The organism is Polaromonas sp. P1_G1, assembly GCF_056405595.1.
The window spans coordinates 35,618-59,030 of the sequence record NZ_JBFUBU010000002.1 but is presented as its reverse complement, the minus strand read 5'-3'; the positions used below and the strand labels follow the sequence as shown (position 1 = coordinate 59,030).

The 23,413-nt window shown below is 64.8% G+C and carries 24 protein-coding genes; 17 read left to right on the top strand and 7 right to left on the bottom strand.

All coding sequences use genetic code 11. The annotated features are described in order from the left end of the window. The first annotated feature begins 9 nt into the window (after positions 1-9). Positions 10-579, top strand: a complete 570-nt coding sequence (gene ddpX / locus AC1D1Y_RS01200) for a D-alanyl-D-alanine dipeptidase (protein ID WP_477680737.1) — start codon at positions 10-12, stop codon at positions 577-579. Between the two features lie 12 nt (positions 580-591). Here ddpX and AC1D1Y_RS01195 read toward each other — a convergent pair whose 3' ends face one another. Then, positions 592-1,692 carry a mechanosensitive ion channel family protein gene (locus AC1D1Y_RS01195; RefSeq protein WP_477680736.1) on the bottom strand — a complete coding sequence of 367 codons (1,101 nt, stop codon included), beginning with the start codon at positions 1,690-1,692 and terminating at the stop codon, positions 592-594. A 47-nt stretch (positions 1,693-1,739) separates the two neighbouring features. After that, entirely contained in the window at positions 1,740-2,945 is a 1,206-nt protein-coding gene (gene purT / locus AC1D1Y_RS01190) for a formate-dependent phosphoribosylglycinamide formyltransferase (protein ID WP_477680735.1), read from the bottom strand. Positions 2,946-3,165: 220 nt separating this feature from the next. Here purT and AC1D1Y_RS01185 point away from each other — a divergent pair, with 220 nt between their 5' ends. Further along, entirely contained in the window at positions 3,166-3,981 is an 816-nt protein-coding gene (locus AC1D1Y_RS01185; protein ID WP_477680734.1) for a siderophore-interacting protein, read from the top strand. Positions 3,982-4,030: 49 nt separating this feature from the next. Here AC1D1Y_RS01185 and AC1D1Y_RS01180 read toward each other — a convergent pair whose 3' ends face one another. The 3 genes from AC1D1Y_RS01180 to pcaH all read right to left on the bottom strand — a co-directional run bounded on the left by AC1D1Y_RS01180 (position 4,031) and on the right by pcaH (position 5,826). Then, positions 4,031-4,420 (bottom strand): VOC family protein, encoded by a 390-nt coding sequence (locus AC1D1Y_RS01180; protein ID WP_477680733.1) that lies wholly within the window; start codon positions 4,418-4,420, stop codon positions 4,031-4,033. A gap of 82 nt (positions 4,421-4,502) precedes the next feature. Beyond that, on the bottom strand, positions 4,503-5,093 hold the full coding sequence (gene pcaG, locus AC1D1Y_RS01175) for a protocatechuate 3,4-dioxygenase subunit alpha (RefSeq protein WP_477680732.1): 591 nt from the start codon (positions 5,091-5,093) through the stop codon (positions 4,503-4,505). A gap of 19 nt (positions 5,094-5,112) precedes the next feature. After that, a complete protein-coding gene (pcaH, locus tag AC1D1Y_RS01170) occupies positions 5,113-5,826 on the bottom strand; it encodes a protocatechuate 3,4-dioxygenase subunit beta (RefSeq protein WP_477680731.1) in 714 nt (237 codons plus the stop codon). Between the two features lie 165 nt (positions 5,827-5,991). On the opposite strand from pcaH, the gene pcaQ reads away from it, so the two are divergent. Then, on the top strand, positions 5,992-6,936 hold the full coding sequence (pcaQ, locus tag AC1D1Y_RS01165) for a pca operon transcription factor PcaQ (RefSeq protein ID WP_477680730.1): 945 nt from the start codon (positions 5,992-5,994) through the stop codon (positions 6,934-6,936). On the opposite strand, the gene AC1D1Y_RS01160 is transcribed toward pcaQ, so the two are convergent. Then, a complete protein-coding gene (locus AC1D1Y_RS01160; protein WP_477680729.1) occupies positions 6,933-7,871 on the bottom strand; it encodes a class I SAM-dependent methyltransferase in 939 nt (312 codons plus the stop codon). The genes pcaQ and AC1D1Y_RS01160 overlap by 4 nt on opposite strands. 289 nt (positions 7,872-8,160) lie before the next feature. On the opposite strand from AC1D1Y_RS01160, the gene AC1D1Y_RS01155 reads away from it, so the two are divergent. From AC1D1Y_RS01155 to AC1D1Y_RS01120, 8 genes are all read left to right on the top strand, one after another. Beyond that, positions 8,161-8,571, top strand: a complete 411-nt coding sequence (locus AC1D1Y_RS01155; RefSeq protein ID WP_477680728.1) for an RNA recognition motif domain-containing protein — start codon at positions 8,161-8,163, stop codon at positions 8,569-8,571. 192 nt (positions 8,572-8,763) lie between these two features. Then, positions 8,764-9,213: a MarR family winged helix-turn-helix transcriptional regulator gene (locus tag AC1D1Y_RS01150; protein WP_477680727.1), complete on the top strand. Its 450-nt coding sequence runs from the start codon at positions 8,764-8,766 to the stop codon at positions 9,211-9,213. 65 nt (positions 9,214-9,278) lie between these two features. Further along, entirely contained in the window at positions 9,279-9,695 is a 417-nt protein-coding gene (locus AC1D1Y_RS01145) for an organic hydroperoxide resistance protein (RefSeq protein ID WP_074579398.1), read from the top strand. Between the two features lie 71 nt (positions 9,696-9,766). Beyond that, positions 9,767-10,876 carry a DUF2855 family protein gene (locus AC1D1Y_RS01140; RefSeq protein WP_477680726.1) on the top strand — a complete coding sequence of 370 codons (1,110 nt, stop codon included), beginning with the start codon at positions 9,767-9,769 and terminating at the stop codon, positions 10,874-10,876. Positions 10,877-10,953: 77 nt separating this feature from the next. Beyond that, positions 10,954-12,015 carry a serine/threonine protein kinase gene (locus tag AC1D1Y_RS01135; protein ID WP_477680725.1) on the top strand — a complete coding sequence of 354 codons (1,062 nt, stop codon included), beginning with the start codon at positions 10,954-10,956 and terminating at the stop codon, positions 12,013-12,015. 112 nt (positions 12,016-12,127) lie between these two features. Next, complete coding sequence (locus AC1D1Y_RS01130; protein WP_477680724.1) at positions 12,128-13,105, top strand: tripartite tricarboxylate transporter substrate binding protein; 978 nt, start codon at positions 12,128-12,130, stop codon at positions 13,103-13,105. 24 nt (positions 13,106-13,129) lie between these two features. Further along, a complete protein-coding gene (locus AC1D1Y_RS01125) occupies positions 13,130-14,107 on the top strand; it encodes a tripartite tricarboxylate transporter substrate binding protein (protein ID WP_477680723.1) in 978 nt (325 codons plus the stop codon). A 10-nt stretch (positions 14,108-14,117) separates the two neighbouring features. Next, positions 14,118-14,831 carry a molybdate ABC transporter substrate-binding protein gene (locus AC1D1Y_RS01120; protein WP_477680722.1) on the top strand — a complete coding sequence of 238 codons (714 nt, stop codon included), beginning with the start codon at positions 14,118-14,120 and terminating at the stop codon, positions 14,829-14,831. A 118-nt stretch (positions 14,832-14,949) separates the two neighbouring features. Here AC1D1Y_RS01120 and htpG read toward each other — a convergent pair whose 3' ends face one another. Then, entirely contained in the window at positions 14,950-16,830 is a 1,881-nt protein-coding gene (gene htpG, locus AC1D1Y_RS01115) for a molecular chaperone HtpG (RefSeq protein WP_477680721.1), read from the bottom strand. A 274-nt stretch (positions 16,831-17,104) separates the two neighbouring features. On the opposite strand from htpG, the gene AC1D1Y_RS01110 reads away from it, so the two are divergent. From AC1D1Y_RS01110 to AC1D1Y_RS01085, 6 genes are all read left to right on the top strand, one after another. Further along, positions 17,105-17,566, top strand: a complete 462-nt coding sequence (locus AC1D1Y_RS01110; RefSeq protein WP_477680720.1) for a Csu type fimbrial protein — start codon at positions 17,105-17,107, stop codon at positions 17,564-17,566. Positions 17,567-17,601: 35 nt separating this feature from the next. Next, positions 17,602-18,162 carry a hypothetical protein gene (locus tag AC1D1Y_RS01105; protein WP_477680719.1) on the top strand — a complete coding sequence of 187 codons (561 nt, stop codon included), beginning with the start codon at positions 17,602-17,604 and terminating at the stop codon, positions 18,160-18,162. Between the two features lie 2 nt (positions 18,163-18,164). Next, positions 18,165-18,896 (top strand): fimbrial biogenesis chaperone, encoded by a 732-nt coding sequence (locus AC1D1Y_RS01100; RefSeq protein ID WP_477680718.1) that lies wholly within the window; start codon positions 18,165-18,167, stop codon positions 18,894-18,896. A 39-nt stretch (positions 18,897-18,935) separates the two neighbouring features. After that, positions 18,936-21,311, top strand: a complete 2,376-nt coding sequence (locus AC1D1Y_RS01095) for a fimbria/pilus outer membrane usher protein (protein ID WP_477680717.1) — start codon at positions 18,936-18,938, stop codon at positions 21,309-21,311. A gap of 5 nt (positions 21,312-21,316) precedes the next feature. Then, positions 21,317-22,174, top strand: a complete 858-nt coding sequence (locus AC1D1Y_RS01090) for a spore coat protein U domain-containing protein (protein WP_477680833.1) — start codon at positions 21,317-21,319, stop codon at positions 22,172-22,174. Between the two features lie 220 nt (positions 22,175-22,394). Continuing rightward, complete coding sequence (locus AC1D1Y_RS01085) at positions 22,395-23,285, top strand: Csu type fimbrial protein (RefSeq protein ID WP_477680716.1); 891 nt, start codon at positions 22,395-22,397, stop codon at positions 23,283-23,285. Positions 23,286-23,413: the final 128 nt, after the last annotated feature.

The following is a 23,413-nucleotide window of genomic DNA, read 5'->3' as shown; positions in this document are numbered from 1 at the left end:
CGCATCGCCATGAGCCAAGCGCCCCTCGTCCAGATCAGGGAAGCCACGCACGACGTCGTCATCGACATGATGTATGCGCGGCCCGACAACTTCACCGGCCAGGTGATCTACGGCCACACCTTCTGCTTTCTGCACCCCGAGGCCGAAGCCTGCCTGCGCCGCGCGGTGGCGGCGGCGCGCGGCTTCGGCTACAAGCTCAAGATTTTTGACGCCTTCCGCCCGCACGAGGCGCAGGAAGCGCTCTGGGCGGTGCTGCCCGTGCCCGGTTATGTGGCCGACCCGGCCAAGGGCTCCAACCACACGCGCGGCGTGGCGGTGGACCTGACCTTGCTGGACGCCGGCGGCAATGAGCTGGACATGGGCACGCCGGTCGACACCATGACGCCGGCCTCGCACCACTTTTACGCCGACCTGCCGGCCGCGGTACAGCTCAACCGCATGAAGCTGCTGACCATCATGCTGGAGGCCGGCTTTGTGCACCACCCCATGGAGTGGTGGCATTACCAGTTGCCGGAAGCGAAAGAGTTTGAGCTGGTCAGCAGCGCGGTGTTTGCCGGCTGCCTGGACGCTGCCGCCTGAAGCCCGCAAGCCTCAGGCTTGCGATGGCGGTCCCGTGGCTTTATCAGCCTGGGAGCTCTCATCCCCCTTTGCGATCTCGGCCCGCATCGTCGGCAGGAACTGCGGGTACTCGCGCTGCATGAAGTCCACCAGCGCCTCGCGCACCTTGCAGCGCAGGTCCCAGTTAAGGCCGGAGTTTCCCGAAGTGACCAGCAGGCGCAGCTGCATGCTGCGCTCGCCGGCCTCCACCACCTGCAGGAGGCACAGGCGCTTGTCCCATTCGGGCGCCGCTTCGCAGGCGCGGCGCGCGGCCTGGCGCAGCGGCTCCAGCGGCATGCGGTAGTCCACCCAGACGAACACCGTGCCGATGATTTGCGCGCTGTTGCGCGTCCAGTTCTGGAAGGGGTTTTCGATAAACCACTGCAGCGGGATGATCATGCGCCGCTCGTCCCAGATCTTGAGCACCACGTAGGTGCCGGTGATTTCCTCGACGCGGCCCCACTCGCCCTGCACGATGAGCACGTCGTCGATGCGCAGCGGCTGGGCCAGCGCCAACTGCAGGCCGGCGATCAGGTTGCTGAACACCGGGCGGGCCGCGATGCCGGCCACGATGCCGATCACGCCGGCCGAGGCGAGCAGGCTGGCGCCGAGCTGGCGCGCGCCCGGGAAGGTCATCAGCATCATCGACAGGCCGGCGACCAGCACCATGAAGCCGACGATGCGCGCGAGCAGCCGCGTCTGGGTGTGGATGCGGCGCGCGTTGAGGTTGTCTTCGACCTCGACCGAATGCTGGCCTATGACGCCTTGCGCCACGCCGTCGACGGCGCGCAGCGCCAGCCAGGTGACGGTGGCCAGCAACAGCAGGATGTTGCCGTGGCGCACTTGTGAAATCAGCGGCAGCGCGTCGGGCGCGGCCTGCCAGACACCCTGCAGCGCGATCAGCGGCAGCACAAATCGCGTGGGCCGCCAGCTGCGGCGCGCCACTGCGCTGGAAATTGGCAGATTGCGCGTGATGCGCCAGATCACCGCCGCGCCGACGCGGTGCACCACCAGGGCCAGCACCACGGCCACCACCGCGGAGAACAGCACGCGCCAGGCGGTGTCCTCCAGGAGATGAAGATCGCCAACATTCATCAGTGAAGGGCTCCGGGCATGGCTTCAGGCTCCCCGAGGACAGCTTCTCAGCCGGCCTTGCGCGGCCGCACCAGGGCGGCGGCGGTTTTGGCGTTGATGCGCGCGGTTTCGACGTCGGCGTCGAAGGCCAGCGCCACGCCCATGCGGCGTTTCACAAAACTCTCGGGCTTGCCGAAGAGGCGAATGTCGGAGTTGGGCACACGCAGCGCCTCGGCGACGCCGTCGAACACAACGCCCTCGGCATCGACGCCGCCGTAGATCACGGCGCTGGCGCCCGGGCTCTTGAGCGCGGTGTTGACCGGCAGGCCCAGGATGGCGCGGGCGTGCAGCTCGAACTCGTTCTGCCACTGCGTGCACATGGTGACCATGCCGGTGTCGTGCGGGCGCGGGCTGACTTCGCTGAACCAGACGTCCTCGCCCTTGACGAACAATTCGACGCCGAACAGGCCCTGGCCGCCCAGGTTGTCGGTCACGGCCTTGCAGATGTCGCGGCTTTTTTGCAGCGCGGCCGGACGCATGGGGTGCGGTTGCCAGCTTTCGACATAGTCGCCGCTGACCTGGACATGGCCGATCGGCTCGCAGAAATGGGTTTCGATTTTCCCGTCGGCGCCCATCGCGCGCACGGTGAGCTGGGTGATTTCGTAGTCGAAGTCGATAAAACCCTCGACGATGACGCGGCCGTGGCTCACGCGGCCGCCGGCCATGGCGTAGTCCCAGGCTTTTTTGACGTCGTCCGGCCCGGCGATCTTGCTCTGGCCCTTGCCCGAGGAACTCATCACCGGCTTGACGATGCAGGGGTAGCCGGTGGTCGAATCAATCGCGGCCTGCAGCTCTTCCAGCGAATCGCAGAACACATAGGGGCTGGTCGGCAGGCCCAGGGTTTCGGCGGCGAGGCGGCGTATGCCCTCGCGGTCCATGGTCAGGCGCGCGGCGCGGGCCGTGGGGATCACGCGCACCGTGCCGGCGGCCTCGAGTTCTTCAAGCATGGCCGTGGCGATGGCCTCGATCTCGGGCACGACCAGGTCGGGCTTTTCTTTTTCAATCAGCGCCTTGAGCTGGGCCGGGTCGCTCATGGTGATGGTGCGCGCATGGTGGGCCACCTGCTGGCCCGGCGCGTTCTCGTAGCGATCGGTGGCAATCGTTTCCACACCCAGGCGCTGCAGCGCGATCAGCACCTCCTTGCCCAGCTCGCCGGAGCCGAGCAGCATGACTTTGGTGGCATGGGGAGACAAAGGGGTTCCGAAGATGGTCATAAGCGCTGTTGTAAGAGTGGGAGAAAGAGGAACGGCGGCCGCAAGGCCGGAAGGGCGCCGCCTGGTCTTACTTTACTGCACCGGCCCCGCGCGCCCGCGTAGGACGCCTGCCTCTTTGCCCTTGCACAGCAACGGTCATTGCAACAAGATGATAATAATTCTCAACTAGAACGCTTCACCCCCAGGCCGCGCGTGAAGCGCCGCCCTTCTGAAAGACAGCATGTCCACCACACCCGCTTCCGCCGTCCCCTCCCTCGAAGCCCCGCCGCGCAAACGCCGTCCGCCGCGCCGCGTGCAGGTCACCCGTGTGCAAACCCTGAGTCCGCTGATGCGTCGCATCACCTTGCAAGGCGCGGAACTCGAAGGCTTTGAAGTCAACGACCCAGCCTCTTATATGAAGCTGATTTTTCCCGAGCCCGGCCAGACAGAACCGGATCGCCCGCTGCCCGACGGACCGAGGCCGAAGTCCATGCGCACTTACACGCCGCTGGCCGTGCGCGCCGATGTGCATGAGGTCGACGTGGACTTTGTGCTGCACGGCGACGGCCCCGCCTCCACCTGGGCCGCGCAGGCGCAGGTCGGCCAGGTGCTGTTTTTGATGGGGCCAGGCCCCGGCTACAAACTCGCGCTGGATGCGCCCGTGCACATGCTGATAGGCGACGACAGCGCTCTGCCCGCGTTTGAAACCATCCTGGCCGCCTTGCCCGCGAGCGCGCAGGCTCAGGTGCTGGTCGAGGTGGTTGATGCCGCCGAAGAGCGCCCGCTGCAAAGCGCCGCCAAAGTGGATGCTCACTGGATGGCGCGCGGTGCCGACAACACGCAGGCGGGCCAGGCGCTGGAAGCTGCCCTGCGCAAGGCCGGCGCGCCGCCTGCCGATGCACGCATCTACCTGGCCTGCGAAGCCGCCGCGATGCGCAGTATCCGCCGGCTATTGATTGAAGAGTTGGGTGTAGAGCGCAGCCGCATCGTGGGCCGTGGTTATTGGAAGTTAGGCACGGTGAACCATCCGGACCATGACTATGGGGACGATGCGTAGAGTGGCTCTTGGTGGTACTACGTCCCGGTTTAAACCGCCAGGTTGAAAGCTACTTCGCCTCTCGCGCATAGCTGACGGTGAGCATCTCCCACTGATGCCCTTCGGGCTCGTTCCAGTAAACACCCTTGCCGCCGAACTGCGTGTCGACCTGTTGGTCCATGGGGCCGCGCACCGTGCTGCGGTAAGGAATGCCGGCCGCCTGGATTCGGCCCAGGATGGCGTCGAACTCTTGCGGGCTGACACGAAAGCAGAAATGCTGGACGGGAAAGTCCTCGTTCGTGTCGATGAAGTCCAGCGTCAGGCCCTCGTTGACGTAGACGGCGGAGAAGGGCCCCAGGGCTGTGGGCGCCCAGGGCACGCCCAGCAGCTCCGCCAGCTGCCGGGCCGAGGCCACCTTGTCGCGGGCCGAAACGATGGCGTGGTCGAGTTCAATCGTCATGCAGGTCTCCCATGGGGAAACCGTTTTTATAGCCCTTTCGCCCCCGGCCTGTCACACAGGGGCCTCACAAGCCCCCATGCGCTCAGAGGTCGAAAAACACCGTTTCCTTGTCACCCTGCATATGGATGTCAAAGCGGTACTGCGGCCCCGCCGCCGTCACTTCGCGCTTTGCAATCAAGGTGCCACGCCGTGCCGCCGGCACACTCGCGAGCACCGCATCTTTGCCATTCGCTTCCGCCTCATCCTCAAAGTAGATGCGCGTAAAGGTGTGCACCAGCAGGCCGCGCATGGTCACGCAGACATTGATGAAGGGCGCCTGGCCTGGTGCCTCAACGCCAGGCTTGACGGTGAAGAATTCGTAGTGGCTTTGCGGCAAGGTGCCGGTGCCACAGCGGCCGAAGCCGGTGAAACCGCGGGCTTCGGCGTCGGCCACCGACGTGATGGGCTGGCCGCTGCCGTCGGGCTGGGCGATCTCGACCATGGCGTCCATCACGGCGTTGCCGGCGCCGTCAAAGACCTGGCCGGTGATGCGTATGTGTTCGCCCTGCGCTTGCGGCTGGGCCAGCACGGGCGTGAACAGGCTTTTGAGGTCGTAGCCGTATTGCGTGGGCGTGAGGCCGTAGGCGAAGAAAGGGCCGACGGTTTGCGAAGGGGTTTGTTTGAGCTGGCTCATGGTGGTGTCTTCCTGCCGCTTATTCAAAACGCGTGGCCTTGGGGCCGCGCAGCACGATGTCGAACACGTACCCAAGCGCGTAATCGGGCTGGGTCACGTCGAGGCTGAACTTGGAGACCATCAACTCGCGCACGCTGTCGGGCGCGCCCATGTACATGGGATCGTAGCTGAGCAGCGGGTCGCCGGGGAAATACATCTGCGTGACCAGGCGGCTCGCGAAGTAGTCGCCGAACAGCGAAAAGTGAATGTGCTGCGGACGCCAGGCGTTGGGGTGGTTGCCCCAAGGGTAGGCGCCGGGCTTGATGGTCTTGAAGCTGTAGCGGCCTTCGTTGTCGGTCATGCAACGGCCGGCGCCCAGGAAGTTGGGGTCCAGCGGCGCGTCGTGCTGGTCGACCTTGTGCACGTAACGGCCGGCCGCGTTGGCCTGCCAGACTTCAACCAGGGTGTTGCGCACGGGCCGGCCGTCTTCGTCCATCACACGGCCGGTGACGATGATGCGTTCGCCCAGCGGGTCGCCGTTCATGACGGCGTTCTTCGTCAGGTCGCTGTCGAGCGGGCCGAGCTGTTCGACGCCGTAGACCGGCACATTGAGCTGCGCCAGCGCCTGCTTGATCGGGACCAGCGGCTGCTTGGGGCCGCGCAGCAGCGTGGATTTGTAGCCGGGGTAGATATGCGGCGAATGGGCGGTCCAGTCGCGTGGGGCCAGAAAGCTGGTGTTCAGGTCGGGTTTCATGGTGGGGTGTCTCCGTGGGTCAGATGGGCTGCCTGGATGCCTTAGGCGGCGATTTCCGGCGCTGGGATCACTTTAATCGCGCCGAATGGTTATGTATATTGACATTTTTTCGACTTATCCATAACCAAATTAGCCGACAGTAGCTGGTAGTGGTTAAATCGCTGGATGGTCGATGAACGCATCAAATACCGGCATTTGCAGTGCTTCCTGGCGGTGGCGCAGCACGGCAGCCTGCAAAAGGCGGCCGACGTGCTGGCGGTTACCCAGCCGGCCGTCTCCAAGACCCTCAAAGAACTCGAAGACCTGCTGGCCGTGCGCCTGTTCGAGCGCGGGCGCCGGGGCGCGGTGACTACGCGCGAGGGCGAGGCTTTTTTGCGCCATGCCGGCGCCAGTGTGAGTGCGCTGCGCGAAGCCGTGGCCAGCGTGGCGCAGACGCGGCGCCAGGGGAATGCCGTGGTCGCCATCGGCGTGCTGCCCACAGTCGCGCCCTGGCTGCTGCCGCAACTGCTGCTACGGCAGGACGCGCAGGCCAAGGCTGACGCGCACACCAGCCTGCGCATACACACCGGCGCCAACCCTGAATTGCTGGCCCGCCTGCGGCAACGCGAGCTGGACCTGGTCATAGGCCGTTTTGCCGAGCCGGCCCACATGCTGGGCCTGAGTTTTGAGCACCTGTACGCCGACCCGCTGGTGCTGGCGGTACGGCCTGGCCATCCGCTGCTGGCGCAAGTCGGCCCCAAAGCCGACCTGCTGGCCGGGCTGCAGGCCTTCACAATGATCTTGCCCACGCAGGGCACGGCGATTCGCCACACGGCGGACGGTTTTTTCCTCACGCGCGGCCTGCCCTTGCCGGTGCGCACCATCGAAACGCTGTCGGTGTCGATCGCGCGCGGCTACACCTTGCAAAGCGACGCGGTCTGGGTTTCGCCGCTGGGCGCGGTGCGGCCGGACCTGGACTGCGGCGCGCTGCTGCAGCTGCCTGTCAGCATGGCGGGGACTGAGGAATTGGTGGGCCTGACCTTGCGCGCCGACATGGCGCCCACGCCGGCGCAGCAGGCGCTGATCGCGAATATCCGGCTGCTGGCGGCGGAACGCCGCGACCTGGCCTAAGCGGTTTCGGGCTGGACCGCGAAGCGCGTCGTCAGCTCGCCCAGGCCCAGCTCATCCAGCACCTCGCGCAAGCGCGCTTGCGCCGCGCGGGTTTTGCCGGCCTGGGGCTGGGCGGGACGGCTGGCCAGGATCAGCTCGTTCTTCATCGAATGCTCCCAACCCACAAGCTCGGTCACGGTGACCTGGTAGCCGTTGGCTTCGAGCTGCAGGCAGCGCAGCACGTTGGTGATCTGGCTGCCGAATTCGCGCGTGTGCAGCGGATGCCGCCAGAGTTCGGCCAACGGGGTTTTGGCCAGCGAGAGCGCGCGGCTTTTTTTCAGCACGCCGGCCACCTCGGCCTGGCAGCAGGGCACCAGCACCATGTGGCGCGCGCCTTTGGCCAGGCCGAAGGCAATCGCGTCGTCGGTGGCGGTGTCGCAGGCGTGCAGCGCGGTGACGATGTCGACCGTGGGCGGCAACTCGGCCGACGTCGTGGCCTCCTGCACCGTCAGATTCAGGAAAGACATGCGCGCAAAGCCCAGGCGCGCGGCCAGCCTGCGTGATTTTTCGACCAGTTCGGCGCGGGTCTCAATCCCATAGACATGGCCGGCCATGGGCTCGGCCCCGTGCGCCACGTTGAAGAACAGGTCGTAAAGGATAAAACCCAAGTAGGACTTGCCGGCGCCGTGGTCGGCCAGCGTGAAGCCGGCTTTTTGAGCCGCGGTTTCATTGACGTCATTGAGTAAAGGCTCAATGAACTGGTAGAGGTGGTAGACCTGCTTGAGCTTGCGCCGGGWGTCCTGGTTGAGCTTGCCCTCACGTGTGAGGATGTGGAGCTCTTTCAGCAGTTCGATCGACTGTCCCGGGCGCAGTTCCTCAATGGCTTGGGCGGCGGGCGCGGGTTTTCCGGCGCTTTTTGAAGGTTTTGCGGCGCGCGCGGTGCTGGGGGTTTGCATGGCCCCGAGTTTAGTGGGGTGCCGCAAGCCCTTATCCCAGGTGGCGCAAAGGCCTTTTCACTGGCCATGACGCCCTCTCCCCAGAGGGAGAGGGAAGTGAAAACAGCAAGAAAACGACGAAAAAAGGCGCTCAGCCTGTTATAGGCGCATAATCCACCAGTTCGGGTTGCAAAAACCCGTACAAGTTGGTGATCGGTCAGTTTCGCGCGCTACGGCGGTACTTTTTGGTTTGTTGTGCTTTCGGGACCCCATCGCTTTTTGTTTTTATGTGTTTTTGAGGAGTCCCTCCATGGGCAACAAACTTTACGTCGGCAACCTGCCTTACTCGGTTCGCGACGAAGATCTGCAACAATCTTTTGGCCAATTCGGCGCTGTCACCAGCGCTAAAGTCATGATGGAACGCGACACCGGTCGCTCCAAAGGCTTTGGCTTTGTCGAAATGGGCAACGATGCCGAAGCGCAAGCCGCAATCACCGGCATGAACGGCCAGTCCCTCGGCGGCCGCAGCATCACCGTGAATGAAGCCCGTCCGATGGAGGCACGTCCTCCCCGTACCGGCGGCTTCGGCGGTGGTGGTGGCGGCTACGGCGGTGGCGGCGATCGCTCCGGCGGTGGCGGCTACGGCGGCGGCGGCGGTGGTGGCCGTTCCGGTGGCGGCGGCTACGGTGGTGGCGGCGGCGGTGGCCGCGGCGGCTACTAAGCCCTGCAAACCAGCTGACTCAGCCTCGCGCTGAGCAAAGCCCGAAAGGCTTCAAAACTTCGGTTTTGAAGCCTTTTTCTTTTGGGGCCGCGCCTGGGACTTCCGGGCCCACCCCGGCACGCCTGAGGCGCTTGAAACATCTCGCAGCAAATTAACTTGCACACAATTTAATTGCGAGCTATAATTCGAACCATGCCAAACAAAACCGACACCGTGGACGCCATGCTGCAGCTGGACAACCAGCTGTGTTTCGCGCTGTATTCCACCTCGCTGGCCATGACCAAGCTCTACAAGCCGCTGCTCGAGGAGCTGGGCCTGACCTACCCGCAATACCTCGCGATGCTGGTGCTGTGGGAGCAGGACGGCCTCACGGTGTCCGAACTCGGCGAACGGCTGTACCTGGATTCGGGCACGCTGACCCCGCTGCTCAAGCGCATGGAAACCGCCGGCCTGGTTTCGCGCCTGCGTGCCGTGCAGGACGAGCGCCGCGTGCACATCACGCTGACGGCCGAGGGCCGCAAGCTCAAGGCCAAGGCCGCGAAGATCCCCGGCTGCATCCTGAGCGCCACGCAATGCTCGATCCCTGAACTCGTGTCGCTGACACAGCAAGTCCAGTCTTTCCGCAAGCGCCTCACCGCCTGATCCCTTTCACTCTCTCACTGATTTTTAACCCGCCCCGAACCGGGGTATCTCCAAAGGAAGCCACCATGACCACGCTCGAAAAAGTTCTCTACACCGCCCACGCCCACACCACCGGCGGCCGCGACGGCAAATCCAAGACCGACGACGGCCGCCTGGACGTCACGCTGAGCTCGCCCGGCACTTCGGGCACGGGCACCAACCCCGAGCAGCTGTTCGCGGCCGGCTACGCAGCCTGCTTCATCGGCGCCATGAAGGCCGTCGGCGGCATGAAGAAGATTGACGTGCCCGCCGACGTGTCCATCGACTCCAGCGTTGACCTGGGCAAGATCCCCAACGGCTACGGCATCGCCGTGCGCCTCGATGTGACCCTGCCCGGCATGGACCGCGCCGCCGCCCAGGCCCTGGTCGACGCAGCGCACCAGGTTTGCCCTTATTCCAACGCGACCCGCGGCAACATCGACGTCGTGATCACCCTGAAGTAATCAGGCACTGCTGTCACCAAAGCGGCCCGCCGGTGTTGAACCGGCGGGCCGTTTCATTTACGGTGTAGTGCATGAACACCGCAGTCACCACCAGCACATTCCAGGTCCGCAAAGACGCCCTGTCCCAAACCCGCTGGCAAGCCATCGCGCCCGCGCCATTGGCGTCCGGCCAGGCGCGGCTGCGCGTGGAGTCCTTCGCGCTCACAGCCAACAACATCACCTATGCGGCCTTTGGCGAGGCGATGAATTACTGGCAGTTTTTCCCGACCGGCGAAGAGGGCTGGGGCTGCATCCCGGTCTGGGGGTTCGCCGTGGTAACGGAATCGTCATGCGAAGGTGTCGCCGTGGGCGAGAAGTTTTACGGCTACTACCCCATGGGCAGCGAGCTGGTGGTGCAGCCCGCGCGCGTCACGCCCTCGGGTTTCTTTGACGGCGCCGCGCACCGGCAGGCGCTGCCGGTGGTCTACAACCAGTACATGCGCTGCAGCACCGACCCGTTTTACGACGCGGCCACCGAGGACGTGCAGTCGCTGCTGCGCCCGCTGTTCATCACTTCCTTCCTGATCGACGATTTCCTGGCCGACAACGATTTCTTCGGCGGGGGCACCACGTTGCTGCTGTCCAGCGCATCGAGCAAGACCGCTTACGGCACGGCCTTCCAGCTCGCCAGGCGGGCTGGCCTGGAGGTCGTGGGCCTGACTTCGCCGGGCAACAAGGCCTTCTGTGAAAGCCTGGGCTGCTACCACCGCGTGCTGGCGTATGAAGAGCTGGACAGCATCGCCGCCGAAACGCCCAGCATTTACGTCGATTTCGCGGGCAATGCCGGCCTGCGCCAGCGCATCCACGGCCGTTTTGGCCAGCTCCGCTACAACTGCTCCATAGGCGGCACCCATGTCGACGAACTGGCGGCCAAGGGCGGCAGCCGGGATTTGCCGGGCCCCAGGGCTGTGCTGTTTTTTGCACCGGCCCAGGTCAAAAAGCGCGTCGCCGATTGGGGCGGCGAAGCCTTCGGCCGGCAGCTGGCAAAAGCCTGGCAAGACTTCACCCGGCAAGTGACCGGCGCCCGGCCGCCCTGGCTTCTTCCCCAACGGCATGCCGGCCAGGCATCGCTGGAAGCGGTGTACCGCGAGGTGCTCACCGGCAAAGGCGACCCGCGCACCGGCCACATCCTGCAGCCCTGAACAGCGCTCGGCCCAGCCCGCACAGGCGTTTACAAGCCCCGCTGGCTGGGCCCGGCATCTGCGCCGACAATCAGGGCATGACCGACAAAAGCCAAGCCCCCGCCAGCGCCGCGCTGCATGCGTACGAGACGCTGACCCCTGACCGCGTGCTCGACGCGCTGGCCAGCGTGGGGCTGCTGGGCGACGGCCGCCTGATGGCGCTGTCCAGCTACGAAAACCGGGTCTACCAGGTGCACCTGGAAAGCCCGGTGGGCGATGCCGACCTGGCGGGTGACGTGGTGGTCGCCAAGTTCTACCGGCCGGACCGCTGGAGCGACGCGCAGATCATCGAAGAGCACGCCTTCGCCGCCGAGCTGATGGCCGCCGAAATTCCCGTCGTCGGTCCGCTGGTGTTGGACGGTGCCACGCTGCACCATTTCGGCGGTTTCAGCTTCAGCGTCTCGCCCAGCCGCGGCGGACGCCGGCCCGAACTCGACAACCTCGAGGTGCTGGAATGGATAGGCCGCTTCCTCGCGCGCATCCATACCGTGGGCAGCGCAAAACCTTTTGCCCATCGCCCGGCGCTCAACCTGCAGACTTTCGGCTTTGCCCCGCGCGACATCCTGCTGGGCGGCGGCCCAGGCGCCCACGGCTACATCCCGCTGGACATGGAGTCGCGCTGGCGCAAGGCCTTTGACGAAGCCATGCTGGTGGCGCAAACCGTGTTTGAAAGCGTGGGCGACGTGCGCACCCTGCGCCTGCACGGCGACTGCCACCCCGGCAACATCTTGTGGACACCCGAAGGCCTGCCGCTGGCGGGCCCGCATTTTGTCGACCTCGACGACGCCCGCAGCGGCCCGGCCGTGCAGGATTTGTGGATGCTGGTGTCCGGCGACCGGGCCCAGTCCACCCGGCAGCTGGGCGCGCTGGTGGACGGCTATGAGGAGTTCCGCGAATTCGACCGGCGCGAACTCGCGCTGATCGAGCCGCTGCGCACCCTGCGCCTGGTGCACTACAGCGCCTGGCTGGCGCAGCGCTGGCACGACCCCATCTTCCCGATCAATTTCCCCTGGTTCGGCTCCAGCGACTACTGGAAAGGCCAGGTCGACATGCTCGAAGAGCAGACTGAAGCGATGCAGGAGACGCCGCTGGTCGTGTAAAGCCCGGCAGGTGCTACGTACACATAGGGATTGCGATGAGAGGGGAAACACCCTCCGCCGCTAGTATCTCCAGCAGCCCCGCACCTTGACGGCGGCAGTCTGGAGACATCGCATGAAACTTCGCCCGCTTCTGCTGGCCGCGCTACTGTTGGCATTCCACGGCTGGTGCGCCGCCCAATCCACCCCATCCGCCTGGCCAGCCAAACCCATCACCATGATCGTGCCCTTCCCGCCCGGCGGCCTGGCCGACCTGGTGGCCAGGCCGGTGGCCGAAGCCATGTCGCGCGACCTCGGCCAGCCGGTCGTGATCGAAAACAAGGCCGGCGCGGGCGGCGGTATCGGTATGGGCTACACCGCCAAGGCCAGACCCGACGGCTACACCGTCGTCATGGCACTCTCCTCGCTCACGGTGATCCCCGAAGCCGACGCGCTGCTCGGCCGGCCCGCGATGTTCGCGCTCACCGACCTGCGCCCCATCGCGCGCTACACCGCCGACCCAACCGTGCTGGCGGTGCGCGCCGACGCGCCCTGGAAGACGGTGCAGCAGTTTGTCGACGATGCCAGAAAGCGCCCCGGCGCGATCAACTACGGTTCGTCCGGCAACTACGGCACCATGCACGTGCCCATGGAGATCCTGGCGCAGAACGCCGGCATCAAGCTCACGCACATCCCCTTCACCGGCGCCGGCCCCGCGGTGGTGGCACTGCTGGGCGGGCAGATAGACGCCGTGTCCTCCGGCCCGGCCACCGTGTTGCAGCAGGTCAAGGCCGGCAAGCTGCGTGTGCTGGCGCACTGGGGCAGCGACGTGCTGCCCTCCATGCCCGACGTGCCCAGCCTCAAGAACGCCGGCTTCAATGCCGAATACGCGCAATGGTCGGGCCTCTTCATCCCCGCAGCCACGCCCGAGCCCATCGCCCAGCGCCTGCGCGCCGCGGCCAGAGCCGCCGCGCAGGACGCCAAGGTCAAGGAGGTGATCCTGGGCGCCGGCAGCCCGGTGCTGTACCAGGACAGTCCCGATTTTGAGAAGTATGTGCAGGCTGACGCGAAACGCATGGCCGAGGTGGTCAAGCGCATAGGCAAGGTCGAGTAGCTTCTTTCATCCTGGGAGACGTCCATGAGCAAGCCATTCATCCGCGGCCTTCTTCTCACACTCGGCTTGGCCTCCACAGCCGCGCTCACGCCGGCCCTGGCGCAAAGCTATCCGGCCAAAGCGGTGCGCATCATCGTGCCCTTTGCCGCGGGCGGCCCGGCCGACGTCTATGCGCGCTTCATGGCGCAGCGCCTGCAGGATTCGCTAGGGCAATCGTTTGTGGTGGACAACCGGCCCGGCGCGGGCTCGGTGATCGGCACCGACGCCGCGGCGAAATCCGCGCCCGACGGCTACACCCTGCTGCTGATGTCGAACGCGCACACAGTCAATGAAACGCTGATCGCCAACAAGCCCTTCCAGCTGATGCGCGACTTCGTGGCGGTGGCGCCCATCAACTATTCCGACCTGGTGCTGGTGGCCACGCCGGCGCTGCCGGACTCGACGCTGAACGCGCTGATCGCCGACGCGAAGGCGCGGCCGGGCAAGCTCAACTACGCGTCGTCTGGACCGGGCACGCCGTACCACATGGCCGGCGAACTGTTTAAAAGCATGGCCGGCGTGTACCTGGTGCACATCCCCTACCGCGGCAGCAGCGGCGCGCGCACCGACGTCATAGGGGGCCAGGTCGACGTGATGTTCGACGCCGTGACCACCATGGCCGAACAGGTCAAGGCCGGCAAGGTCAAGGCGCTGGCCACCACCGGCAAGCAGCGCTCCGAGGTGCTGCCCGATGTGCCGACCCTGCACGAAGCCGGCGTGCCCGGCTACGAGGCCACCATTTGGCTGGGCCTGATGGCGCCGCGCGGCACACCCAAGGCCGTCGTCGACAAGCTCAACGAGGCCGTGTCGAAAATCACCGGCCAGCCGGAGATCAAGCAGCTCTGGGGAAAACAGGGCGCCACGCCCATGGTGATGAGCCCCGAGGCCTTTGACAAATACACCCGCGAGGACATCGCCAAATGGGCGGGCGTGATCAAGGCCGCCCACATCACGGTGGACTGAGGGCTGCACAATGGCACATTCCTCCTTCCCCGTACTGCACCTTCTCAGCGGTGGCGCGGCCCAAGGGCTGGTGACACAGCTGCAGGACGGTTTCCGCTTGCAACACCACTTCGACATCGCCGGCACTTTCGGGGCCGTGGGCCTGATGAAAGACGGCTTGCTGGCAGGCAAGCCCTGCGACGTGATCATCCTGAGCCAGGCGCTGATCTCGCAATTGACTGAGAGCGGGCATGTGCAGGCGGCGGGCGCGCGCGCCCTGGGCGCTGTCAAAACCGGCGTTGCCGTGAAGACCGGCGAGCCGGCGGTGGACGTCGGCAGCGCCGCCGCCCTCAAGGCCGCACTGCAGGCCGCGCGCGGCATCTACTTTCCCGACCCGGTGAAGGCCACGGCCGGCATCCACTTCATGCGGGTGCTCAGGGAACTGGGGCTGGACGCCGAACTGGCCGGCAGGCTGCGGCCTTATCCCAACGGCGCGGCCGCCATGAAAGCCATGGCGGAGTGCGATGAGCCCGGACTGCTCGGCTGCACGCAGGTGACTGAAATCCTGTTCACGCCCGGCGTGGAACTGGTGGCCGCCCTGCCCAAGGCATTTGAACTGGCAACCATCTACACGGCCGCGGTATGCACCGCTTCGGAGAACGCGCAGGCCGCGGGCGAACTCATCGCCATGCTGGCCAGCCCCGGCAATGCCGCGACGCGGCTGGCCTGCGGCTTCGAAGCCTGAGGCGCGGGCGCAACAGCTCTACGACCCGATGGCGGCGCTGAAAGGCCGCAAGAAAAACCGCGCGATGAAAAAAGCCCGCGCGAGGCGGGCTTTGCAGGGGCTTGTGTAAAGACCGGGCTTACACCAGCAGCGCGTTGACCCGCCGCACATAAGCCGCGGGGTCGCCCGGCATGCCGCCTTCGGCCAGCAGGGCCTGGTCGAACAGGATGTGCGCCAGGTCGTCGAAGTGTTCGCTGCTTTCGAGCTTTTTGACCAAGGGGTGCTGGGCATTGACTTCGAGGATGGGCTTGGATTCGGGCACAGCCTGGCCGGCCTGTTTGAGCATGCGGGCCAGCTGGGTCGACATGTCGCCGTCCTGCACCACCAGGCAGGCGGGCGAATCGACCAGGCGCGTGGTCGCGCGCACGTCCTTGGCCTTGTCCTTGAGCGCTTCCTTGAGCTTGTCCAGGATGGGCTTGAACTGGGTTTGCGCCTCTTCGGCAGCCTTTTTCTCGTCCTCGTCCTGCAGCTTGCCCAGGTCTACCGCGCCCTTGGCCACCGACTGCAGCGGCGTACCGTCGAACTCGTGCAGGTAGTTGAGCGCCCACTCGTCGACACGGTCGGCCATCAGCAGCACTTCGATGCCTTTCTTGCGGAAAATTTCAAGCTGCGGACTGTTCTTCGCGGCAGCCAGGGTGTCGGCGGTGATGTAGTAGATCGCGTCCTGGCCTTCCTTCATGCGGGCCTTGTAGTCGGCAAAACCCACGCTGACCGTGTCGGTCGTGGATGAGGCGAAGCGCAGCAGCTTGGCCAGGCGGTCGCGGTTGGCGAAGTCCTCGCCCAGGCCTTCCTTGAGCACGGCGCCGAACTCGGCGTAAAAGGCCTTGAACTTCTCCGCATCGTTGGCGGCCATGTCTTCGATCATGCCCAGCACGCGCTTGGTGCAGCCTTCGCGGATGGCCTTGACGGCGCGGCTTTCCTGCAGCAACTCGCGCGAAACGTTGAGCGGCAGGTCGGACGAGTCCACCACGCCCTTGACGAAACGCAAATAGGTCGGCATCAGGGCCTGGGCGTCGTCCATGATGAAGACGCGCTTGACGTAAAGCTTCACGCCCGCGGCTTTGTCCCGGTTGAACATGTCCATGGGCGCCTTGGACGGGATGAAGAGCAGCTGCGTGTACTCGGTCGATCCCTCCACGCGGTTGTGCGTGGTGGCCAGCGGCGCCTCGCTGTCGTAGCTGATCTGGCGGTAGAACTCGTCGTACTGGTCCTGGGTGATGTCTTTCTTGGCGCGTGTCCAAAGGGCCGCGGCCTGGTTGACGGTCTCCCATTCGCCGGTCGTCACCATTTCGCCGGGCTGGTCGTTTTCGCCTTCTTTCCATTCCTCTTTGGGCATCAGGATGGGCAGGGWGATGTGGTCGGAGTACTTGTTGATGATGCCCTTGAGTTTCCAGGCATTGAGGTAATCGAGCGAATCCTCCTTGAGGTGCAGGATGATGCTGGTGCCGCGCTCCGCGCGCTCGATCTCGCTGACCTCGAACTCGCCGGTGCCGTCGCTCACCCAGCGCACGCCCTGGCCCGCCGGCAGGCCCGCGCGCCGGCTTTCCACCGTGATCTTGTCGGCCACGATAAAGCCCGAATAAAAACCCACGCCGAACTGGCCTATCAGCTGCGCGTCGTTCTTCTGGTCGCCCGAAAGCTTGGCCATGAAGTCGCGCGTGCCGCTCTTGGCGATGGTGCCGAGGTTGTCGATGGCTTCCTGCTGCGACAGGCCTATGCCGTTGTCGGTGATGGTCAGCGTGCCGGCGGCCTTGTCGAAGCTCACACGCACCTTGAGTTCGGCGTCGTTCTCCAGCAGCGAAGCCTCGTTGAGCGCCTCGAAACGCAGCTTGTCGCAGGCATCCGAGGCATTGGAGATCAGCTCGCGCAAAAAGATCTCGGGGTTCGAGTACAGGGAGTGCGTGACCAGCTTGAGCAGCTGGGCCACCTCCGCCTGGAAGGAGAGGGTTTGTTTTTGCATGGTCTTGGGCATAGTTGTTACTGATTTGTTACAATTTCGTCATGAGCGAGAGGGAAATGTGGTTTTCATGGGCAGTATTTACCTTTGTCACATATAAGACTTTTGGATTCATTTAGAAATAAACTCAATCATTTCAATGGTTTGACGTGACAAATTCCCCATTACAGGGCGCTGTTACAGATACAAATCAACCTGTTTGAGAAATATCTAGTTACAGTCCATTCACCTTCAAATTTCGTCCCCCGTTATTCGTTCAACCAACCGGAGAACAGTCATGAAAAAGCTCATTCTAGTAATCGCCCTCGGTCTTTCCGCCATTGCCACCCTGCCAGCGACCGCCGCGACGGTTACCGGCAACTTTGATGTCACGATCAACCTGACATCGGTCTGCCGGCTCACGACATCGCCGGCGGGCCCCCTCACCCTCAACTACACCTCGTTCGGCGCCGCTCCCACGCCGGTCACCACGCCGTTTGCGGTGCAGTGCACCAACACGCTGCCTTACACCATGACCCTTGATGGCACGGCCCTCACCACGATGGCGGGCGTGAACCTCGACTACAGCCTGGCTATCCGCAATGCCGGTGACACGGCCGATATCTCGGGCCAGCAAACCGCCGGCGCGGCAGCCACCAACTACCTCATCAAGGCCTCCATGGCTGGTGGCCAGCAGGGCACTTGCGCCAACGCCACCTGCAACGCGACAGCAACCCGCACGCTGACCATCACCTACTGATCGCTTCGCCGGCTGACACAAGAAACGTCGATACCATGCGCGGCAAACTCGCTCTCGGTGCTTCTTTGCTTCTGGTGGCGGCGGCCAGCTTTGCCGGCACTGTAGCCGGCCAGTTTTCGGTCCAGATCAATCTGACCAACCCGGGCAACACCACCGGCAACGGCAACGCCTGCATCAGCGCCAGCGGCGCGGGGGCCGGCGGGAGTTCGGTGCAGGTGCGCTGCAATACCAATGTCTTCGTGAGCATCGCCCCCGTCGGCAACGCCAACGCCCTGGTAAATGCCCGATTCCAGCCGGGCTTTCGCCCTACCCGGGATTCGCTGCTGCCTGACTACTGCCGCAACGAAATCGCCCGCGGCGACCAGGCGGCGCGCATGGCCTGCCGCATGGACGACCAGCGCGTTGCCGCAGCCGGCGACGAAGTGGACGACGGATGGGAGTTCGAAAACCGGCGTTATGCCATGGGCCCGGAAGCCGCGGAGATCGAAACGCAGGCCCGTTTACGCTTCCAGGACGTCCGGGGAACGCTCACAGCGGTGCGCCTCGCCCATGCCGGCAATCAGGCTAAATCTATCGAGATGCTGGTATCCTTCTAGGGATGAACGTCCCACAGCGCCGAAGCAGCCTCGTCACCTACGCTCTCCTGCTGAGTCTGCTTGGGCCCTGGGCCGCCGCGACGGCCGGGGTGTTTTCCGTAACACCTGTCCGCCTTTACATGACGCCGCGCGATCGCGCCATCGCCGTCACGCTGACCAACGAGGCAGATACCGAAGTGGTGCTGCAGGCCGATATCAACACCTGGAGCCAGAAGCCCGACGGCACCGATGAGCTGGTGCTCACGGAAGACCTGATCCTGGCGCCCCCCATCATCAAACTGGCGCCCAAAGCGCGCCAGGTGGTGCGGCTGGCCCTGTTAAAGCCGGCCGACGCAAGCCGGCAGCTGACCTACCGCATGATCATCCGTGAAGTACCAGAGGCACTGCCCGCGAGCGGCATCCAGGTCCCCATCGCGCTGGCCCTCAGCATGCCCGTGTTTATCACCCCTCCCGTGGCCAAGCGCCTGGTGAGCTGCACCGTCCAGCGTCCGGACGCCAAAACCGTGGGCTTGCAGTGCGGCAACACAGGCACGGCCTATGCGCAGATCCGCGAAGCGACGCTGATGCGAGGCGAGCAGGCACTGGCCAAGTTCGAGGGCGGTAGCTACATCCTGCCGGGTGCCACCAAGCTCGTCAGCCTCAAAAGCGAGCAAGCCGTCACGGCGGGCGAAGCCAAGCTGGTGGTGACTTTTGACGACGGCCAAAGCCAGACGACCAGTATCACCTTGCCCTGACCGAGCCCCATGACGAGGAGGCGCCCGCAGGTCTTACGAATGCAACCCCTGGCCATCGGCATAGCCAGCCTGTGCTGCGTCCTCGCCGCGCAGGCTCAAACCACGGCGCCCGCCAACGCGCCGACGGCGGCCCGCGCCGCCAATGACCGCCTGCTTCCGCTTGAAGTGTTCATCAACAGCACCAAGGGCGGTGTCTGGACCCTGCTGGAGCGCAACGGCATCCTGTACGCGCCCGAGGACGCTTTTGAAGAGTGGCGGCTGAACCGCCGCCCCAGCGCACAAGACATCGATTTCCAGGGCCAGCGCTGGTATGCCCTCTCGTCCATCCCGGGGTTCGAGGCACGCCTGAATTTTGCCGAGCAGTCGGTCGACCTGATCTTTTCCCCGGCGGCCTTCAATGCCGTGCGCCTGACGCAGGAATCCGCCATGCGCCCGCCGCTGTCGCCGAGCGTGCCGGCTTTCTTTGCCAACTACGACCTGAATTACCTGAGCACCCACACCCGCAACACCGTCGGCGGCGCGTCCGATGCGCGAGACCTCGGGGCCTTGACCGAGTTGGGCTTCTCCGGGCAGTGGGGGTTGCTGACCAGCAGCTATGTGGGCCGCAACCTGGTCAGCCAGGACCCGACGGTCAAGGCCTCCTGGCGGCGGCTGGAAACCACCTACACGCGCAATTTCCTGGAATCCAACAGCACCCTGCGCCTGGGCGACAGCAGCACGCGCACCGGCATTTCGGGGCGCTCCGTCTATTTCGGCGGCGTGCAGTTCGCCAAGAATTTCTCCCTGCAGCCCGGCTTCGTCACCCAGCCCATTCCCACGGTCACCGGACTGTCGGCGGCGCCCAGCACCGTGGAGCTGTACGTCAACGACGCCCTGCGCCAGACCTCCAAGGTGCCTTCCGGCCCTTTCAGCATCGACAACTTCCCCGCGCTGACAGGTGCCGGCGAGGCGCGCGTGGTGGTGCGCGACATCCTGGGCCGCGAAACAGTCATCACACAGTCTTTCTTCAGCAATGCCAACCTGCTGGAGGAAAACCTCAGCGACTGGAGCTTCGAGGCGGGAGCCATACGCAACCAGCTGGGCATCGAGAATGCCGACTACGGCCCCCGCTTTGTATCGGGCCTGTGGCGCCAGGGCCTGACCAAGAGCATCACTGTCGAGGCCAATGGCGAATGGTCCCGGCCCCTGTCGCGCATGGGTGCGGGCGCCAGCTACGAGCTGCCCTTCCAGATGCTGGGGCAAACCGCGGTGTCCTTCAGCCGCAGCGACACCGCCGGCCGTGGCCACAACTGGCTGGTCGGCATCGAACGCACCGGCCTGCGCCACGGCGTTTCGCTGAGCGCGGAAGGCGCATCGCGCGGCTACCGGCAACTGGGCATCGATACGGCGTCCCCGCTGCCGCGCTTGCAAACCACCGCCAGTTACAGCTACAGCACCGACCAGTTCGGCGCGTTCAACGTCAGCTATGCTGGCTTTGACACCTACGACCTCGGCAAACTCGACWCCGTCAGCGTCAACTACACCATGCGGCTCGGGCCGCGCAGTGCCCTGACCTTAAGTGCCACGCGGCTCAGCGGATCCTCCTCCGGCACCTCGGTGGGCGCGACCCTGATCGTGCCGCTGGACAACCACATCACGATTGCTTCCGGCGTCACCAGCCGCAGCGGGACGACCGAAGGCTATGTGAACGCCAGCCGGGCCCTGAGCGCTGAAACCGGCTGGGGCTGGCGCACGGCCCTGGGCACGCGCGCGGAGGGCCGCTACACGGAGGGCGGCGCCTATTACCAGGGCAGCAAAGGCTTGTTTTCGGCCGACGTCAACGCGGGCGAAAACCAGCAGAACCTGCGCTTGGGCCTGGTAGGGGGATTGGTCATGGCCGAAGGCCAGGCCTTCGCGACACGCCGGGTGCAGGACAGTTTCGCCATCGTGGAAGTGCCGGGCTATGCCAATGTCGGCGTGGGCTTCCAGGGCAGCACACTGACCCGCACCGACGAGAAAGGGATAGCCCTGCTGCCGCGTTTGCTGCCCTTCCAGCGCAACAGCGTGCGGCTGGACCCGACCGAACTGCCCATCAGCGCCGAGGTCGACTCGATCGAGCAAGAGGCCGTGCCGGCCCTGCGCGGCGGGGTCAAGATCACCTTCCCCGTGCGCTCGGGCCGGGGCGCCCTGATCCGCATCGTGCTCGACAGCGGCGAACCCGCACCCGCCGGCGCCGAGATCGAGTTGATAGGCGACAAGAAGGAATTCTTCGTCGCCCGCCGCGGCGAGGCCTTCGTCACCGGACTGCAACCCACCAACCGCCTGCGCCTGAAGTGGAACGGCGCGAGTTGCACCTTTACCGTCGAGCTGCCGCCCGGCAACCTTGAAGACATTACCCGCGTGGGCCCGGTCCACTGCTCAGGAGTCAAACCGTGAATCCCATGAAACCCTGGCGCCTCGCCGCGGCGGCATGCCTGTCCCTCGCGGGCGCGGCGCCGGCCATGGCCGCGCTGGTCTGCAACGCCACCGCGACACCCGTGCAGATGGTGTACTTCGAGAACGACCCCAACCCCACTGACGGGGCCTGGAGCGTGACCATCAATTGCTCGCGTGGACCTGCAGACCCGGCCACTTCCGCGTACACGCTGCGGGCCGATGACGGCTTCAACCCGACCGGCACCACCAACCAGGCGGTGAACGGCACAGGCGCAACCAACCGGATCGCGTATGAGCTCTACAGGACGGCGCCGGGCAACGGGGCCTGGGGCTACACCAATGCCACGGACTTCGCGGGCACAATTAATTTCGCCAGCGCCCTGACGGCCAGCGTCACGCACACTTTTTACAGCCGCATTGCCGCCGGGCTCAACAAGACGGCGAAGACTTTCACCGACACGGTGACCATGCGGCTACGCTACGACAACGGCCCGGGCAACACGGACGTCTTTCCCACCTTCCCCGTGAGCATCAACAACCAGTCCATCTGCCTGCTCAGCACGCCGCCGGGCAACATCGTGTTCAACTACACCTCGTTCCAGCCGGCCCCCGCCACGGCGAGCTCCGCCTATGCCGTGCGCTGCACCATGGGCGAGACCTACACGATGGCCCTGGACGCGACGGCGGGAAATCTGCTCGGTCTCAATTACGGCCTGGCGCTGAGCAATCCTGGAGGCCAGACAGGCACCGGCTTCCCGCAGAATTTCACGATCAACGGCACCATTGCCGCGGGCCAGTCCGGCACCTGCGGCGGAGGCATCTGTACCGGCGCGGTGCCGCGCACGCTGACCGTGACGTATTGACCTCGCAGTTCTCTTTTTCTTGTTTATGTAAGCGGCGAAGCCGCTTGCCTCCCCGTCGCACTGTGACTTTTGTCACGAATTCGCAGCGCCTGAGTTCATGAAAGCAGCGCGATTCAGCGCAATGCAGCACCATTCACCACACTGCTACAAGACGTTACTATCACTACCTGAAAGTCGTCGTGTCTGGCAACAGCCCGGGCAGATGCAACGGAGTCAATCGATGAGTGCTTCTTACGCATTGCGCAGCATCCTGATAGCCCTGCTATGCATTTGCGCACTGCGGGCCCAGGCCGCCATTGTTTGCAACGTATCTTCTTCCGGTTTCACGGCTTACTATTTCGAAAACGATCCCAACCCGACCAACGGCACGGGAAGCTTTACGGTGAGCTGCAGCCGGACAGCGGGCGACGCTATCACGTTCGCCTACACCCTGACCTCGGACGACGGCCTGCATGAAAGCGGCGGCTTCAACCGGGCGTTCAATGGAGCAGGAGGAACAGGGGCAGCCAGGATGAACTACAACCTCTACCGTGACGCGGGCCTCACCCAGCGGTGGGGCAATAGCACAGCGCTGGACTTTGCCGGCACCGTCAATTTCGGCACTGCCGCCACCTTGTTCGCCACCCATACCCAGACCTACTACACCACCATCCCCGCCATCCAGAACAAGAACGCCGGCCTCTTTACCGACACAGTGACCATGAGGCTGTGCAACTCCCTGGGTACAGGTTGCGGCACCGGCAACCTGTCGAATGGCACCTTCCCGGTGACCATCAACAACAACTCGCTGTGTCTGCTGACCACCCCCCCGGGCAGCATCAGCTTCAACTACACCTCGTTCCAGGTAGCGAATGCGACGGCCAATACGTCCTACACCGTCCGCTGCACGATTAATCAGATTTACGCCATGACCCTGGACGCGCCGGGGGGCACCTTGCTGGGCCTGAACTACACCCTGTCATTGAGCGCGCCCGGTAACCGCACGGGCACCGGTTTCTCGGAAAACTTCACGATCAACGGCACCATCCTGGGTGGCGGTAACACATCCGGCACCTGCGGCGGTGCCACCTGCAGCCAGACGCAAACACGTATCCTGACCATCACCTACTGAGGCAATCACCGCTGTTTTTCTGTCTGGGCAGGCCTGCAGTACGCCATGCCGTCAAAATCAGCCGCTGATCCGTCTGGGCCCCGCTTCCTGCCGAGTTGCCATCGGGCGCCAGCGCCCACCCCCTACGC

Coding starts and splice junctions, on each gene's coding strand:
- AC1D1Y_RS01130 (WP_477680724.1), top strand. CDS start 12,128: ATGAAACTTCGCCCGCTTCTGCTGGCCGCGCTACTGTTGGCATTCCAC.
- AC1D1Y_RS01185 (WP_477680734.1), top strand. CDS start 3,166: ATGTCCACCACACCCGCTTCCGCCGTCCCCTCCCTCGAAGCCCCGCCG.
- AC1D1Y_RS01120 (WP_477680722.1), top strand. CDS start 14,118: ATGGCACATTCCTCCTTCCCCGTACTGCACCTTCTCAGCGGTGGCGCG.
- AC1D1Y_RS01110 (WP_477680720.1), top strand. CDS start 17,105: ATGAAAAAGCTCATTCTAGTAATCGCCCTCGGTCTTTCCGCCATTGCC.
- AC1D1Y_RS01150 (WP_477680727.1), top strand. CDS start 8,764: ATGCCAAACAAAACCGACACCGTGGACGCCATGCTGCAGCTGGACAAC.
- purT (WP_477680735.1), bottom strand. CDS start 2,945: ATGACCATCTTCGGAACCCCTTTGTCTCCCCATGCCACCAAAGTCATG.
- AC1D1Y_RS01125 (WP_477680723.1), top strand. CDS start 13,130: ATGAGCAAGCCATTCATCCGCGGCCTTCTTCTCACACTCGGCTTGGCC.
- pcaH (WP_477680731.1), bottom strand. CDS start 5,826: ATGAAACCCGACCTGAACACCAGCTTTCTGGCCCCACGCGACTGGACC.
- ddpX (WP_477680737.1), top strand. CDS start 10: ATGAGCCAAGCGCCCCTCGTCCAGATCAGGGAAGCCACGCACGACGTC.
- AC1D1Y_RS01140 (WP_477680726.1), top strand. CDS start 9,767: ATGAACACCGCAGTCACCACCAGCACATTCCAGGTCCGCAAAGACGCC.
- pcaG (WP_477680732.1), bottom strand. CDS start 5,093: ATGAGCCAGCTCAAACAAACCCCTTCGCAAACCGTCGGCCCTTTCTTC.
- AC1D1Y_RS01100 (WP_477680718.1), top strand. CDS start 18,165: ATGAACGTCCCACAGCGCCGAAGCAGCCTCGTCACCTACGCTCTCCTG.
- AC1D1Y_RS01145 (WP_074579398.1), top strand. CDS start 9,279: ATGACCACGCTCGAAAAAGTTCTCTACACCGCCCACGCCCACACCACC.
- AC1D1Y_RS01195 (WP_477680736.1), bottom strand. CDS start 1,692: ATGAATGTTGGCGATCTTCATCTCCTGGAGGACACCGCCTGGCGCGTG.
- AC1D1Y_RS01090 (WP_477680833.1), top strand. CDS start 21,317: ATGAAACCCTGGCGCCTCGCCGCGGCGGCATGCCTGTCCCTCGCGGGC.
- AC1D1Y_RS01105 (WP_477680719.1), top strand. CDS start 17,602: ATGCGCGGCAAACTCGCTCTCGGTGCTTCTTTGCTTCTGGTGGCGGCG.
- AC1D1Y_RS01180 (WP_477680733.1), bottom strand. CDS start 4,420: ATGACGATTGAACTCGACCACGCCATCGTTTCGGCCCGCGACAAGGTG.
- pcaQ (WP_477680730.1), top strand. CDS start 5,992: ATGGTCGATGAACGCATCAAATACCGGCATTTGCAGTGCTTCCTGGCG.
- AC1D1Y_RS01085 (WP_477680716.1), top strand. CDS start 22,395: ATGAGTGCTTCTTACGCATTGCGCAGCATCCTGATAGCCCTGCTATGC.
- AC1D1Y_RS01135 (WP_477680725.1), top strand. CDS start 10,954: ATGACCGACAAAAGCCAAGCCCCCGCCAGCGCCGCGCTGCATGCGTAC.
- AC1D1Y_RS01155 (WP_477680728.1), top strand. CDS start 8,161: ATGGGCAACAAACTTTACGTCGGCAACCTGCCTTACTCGGTTCGCGAC.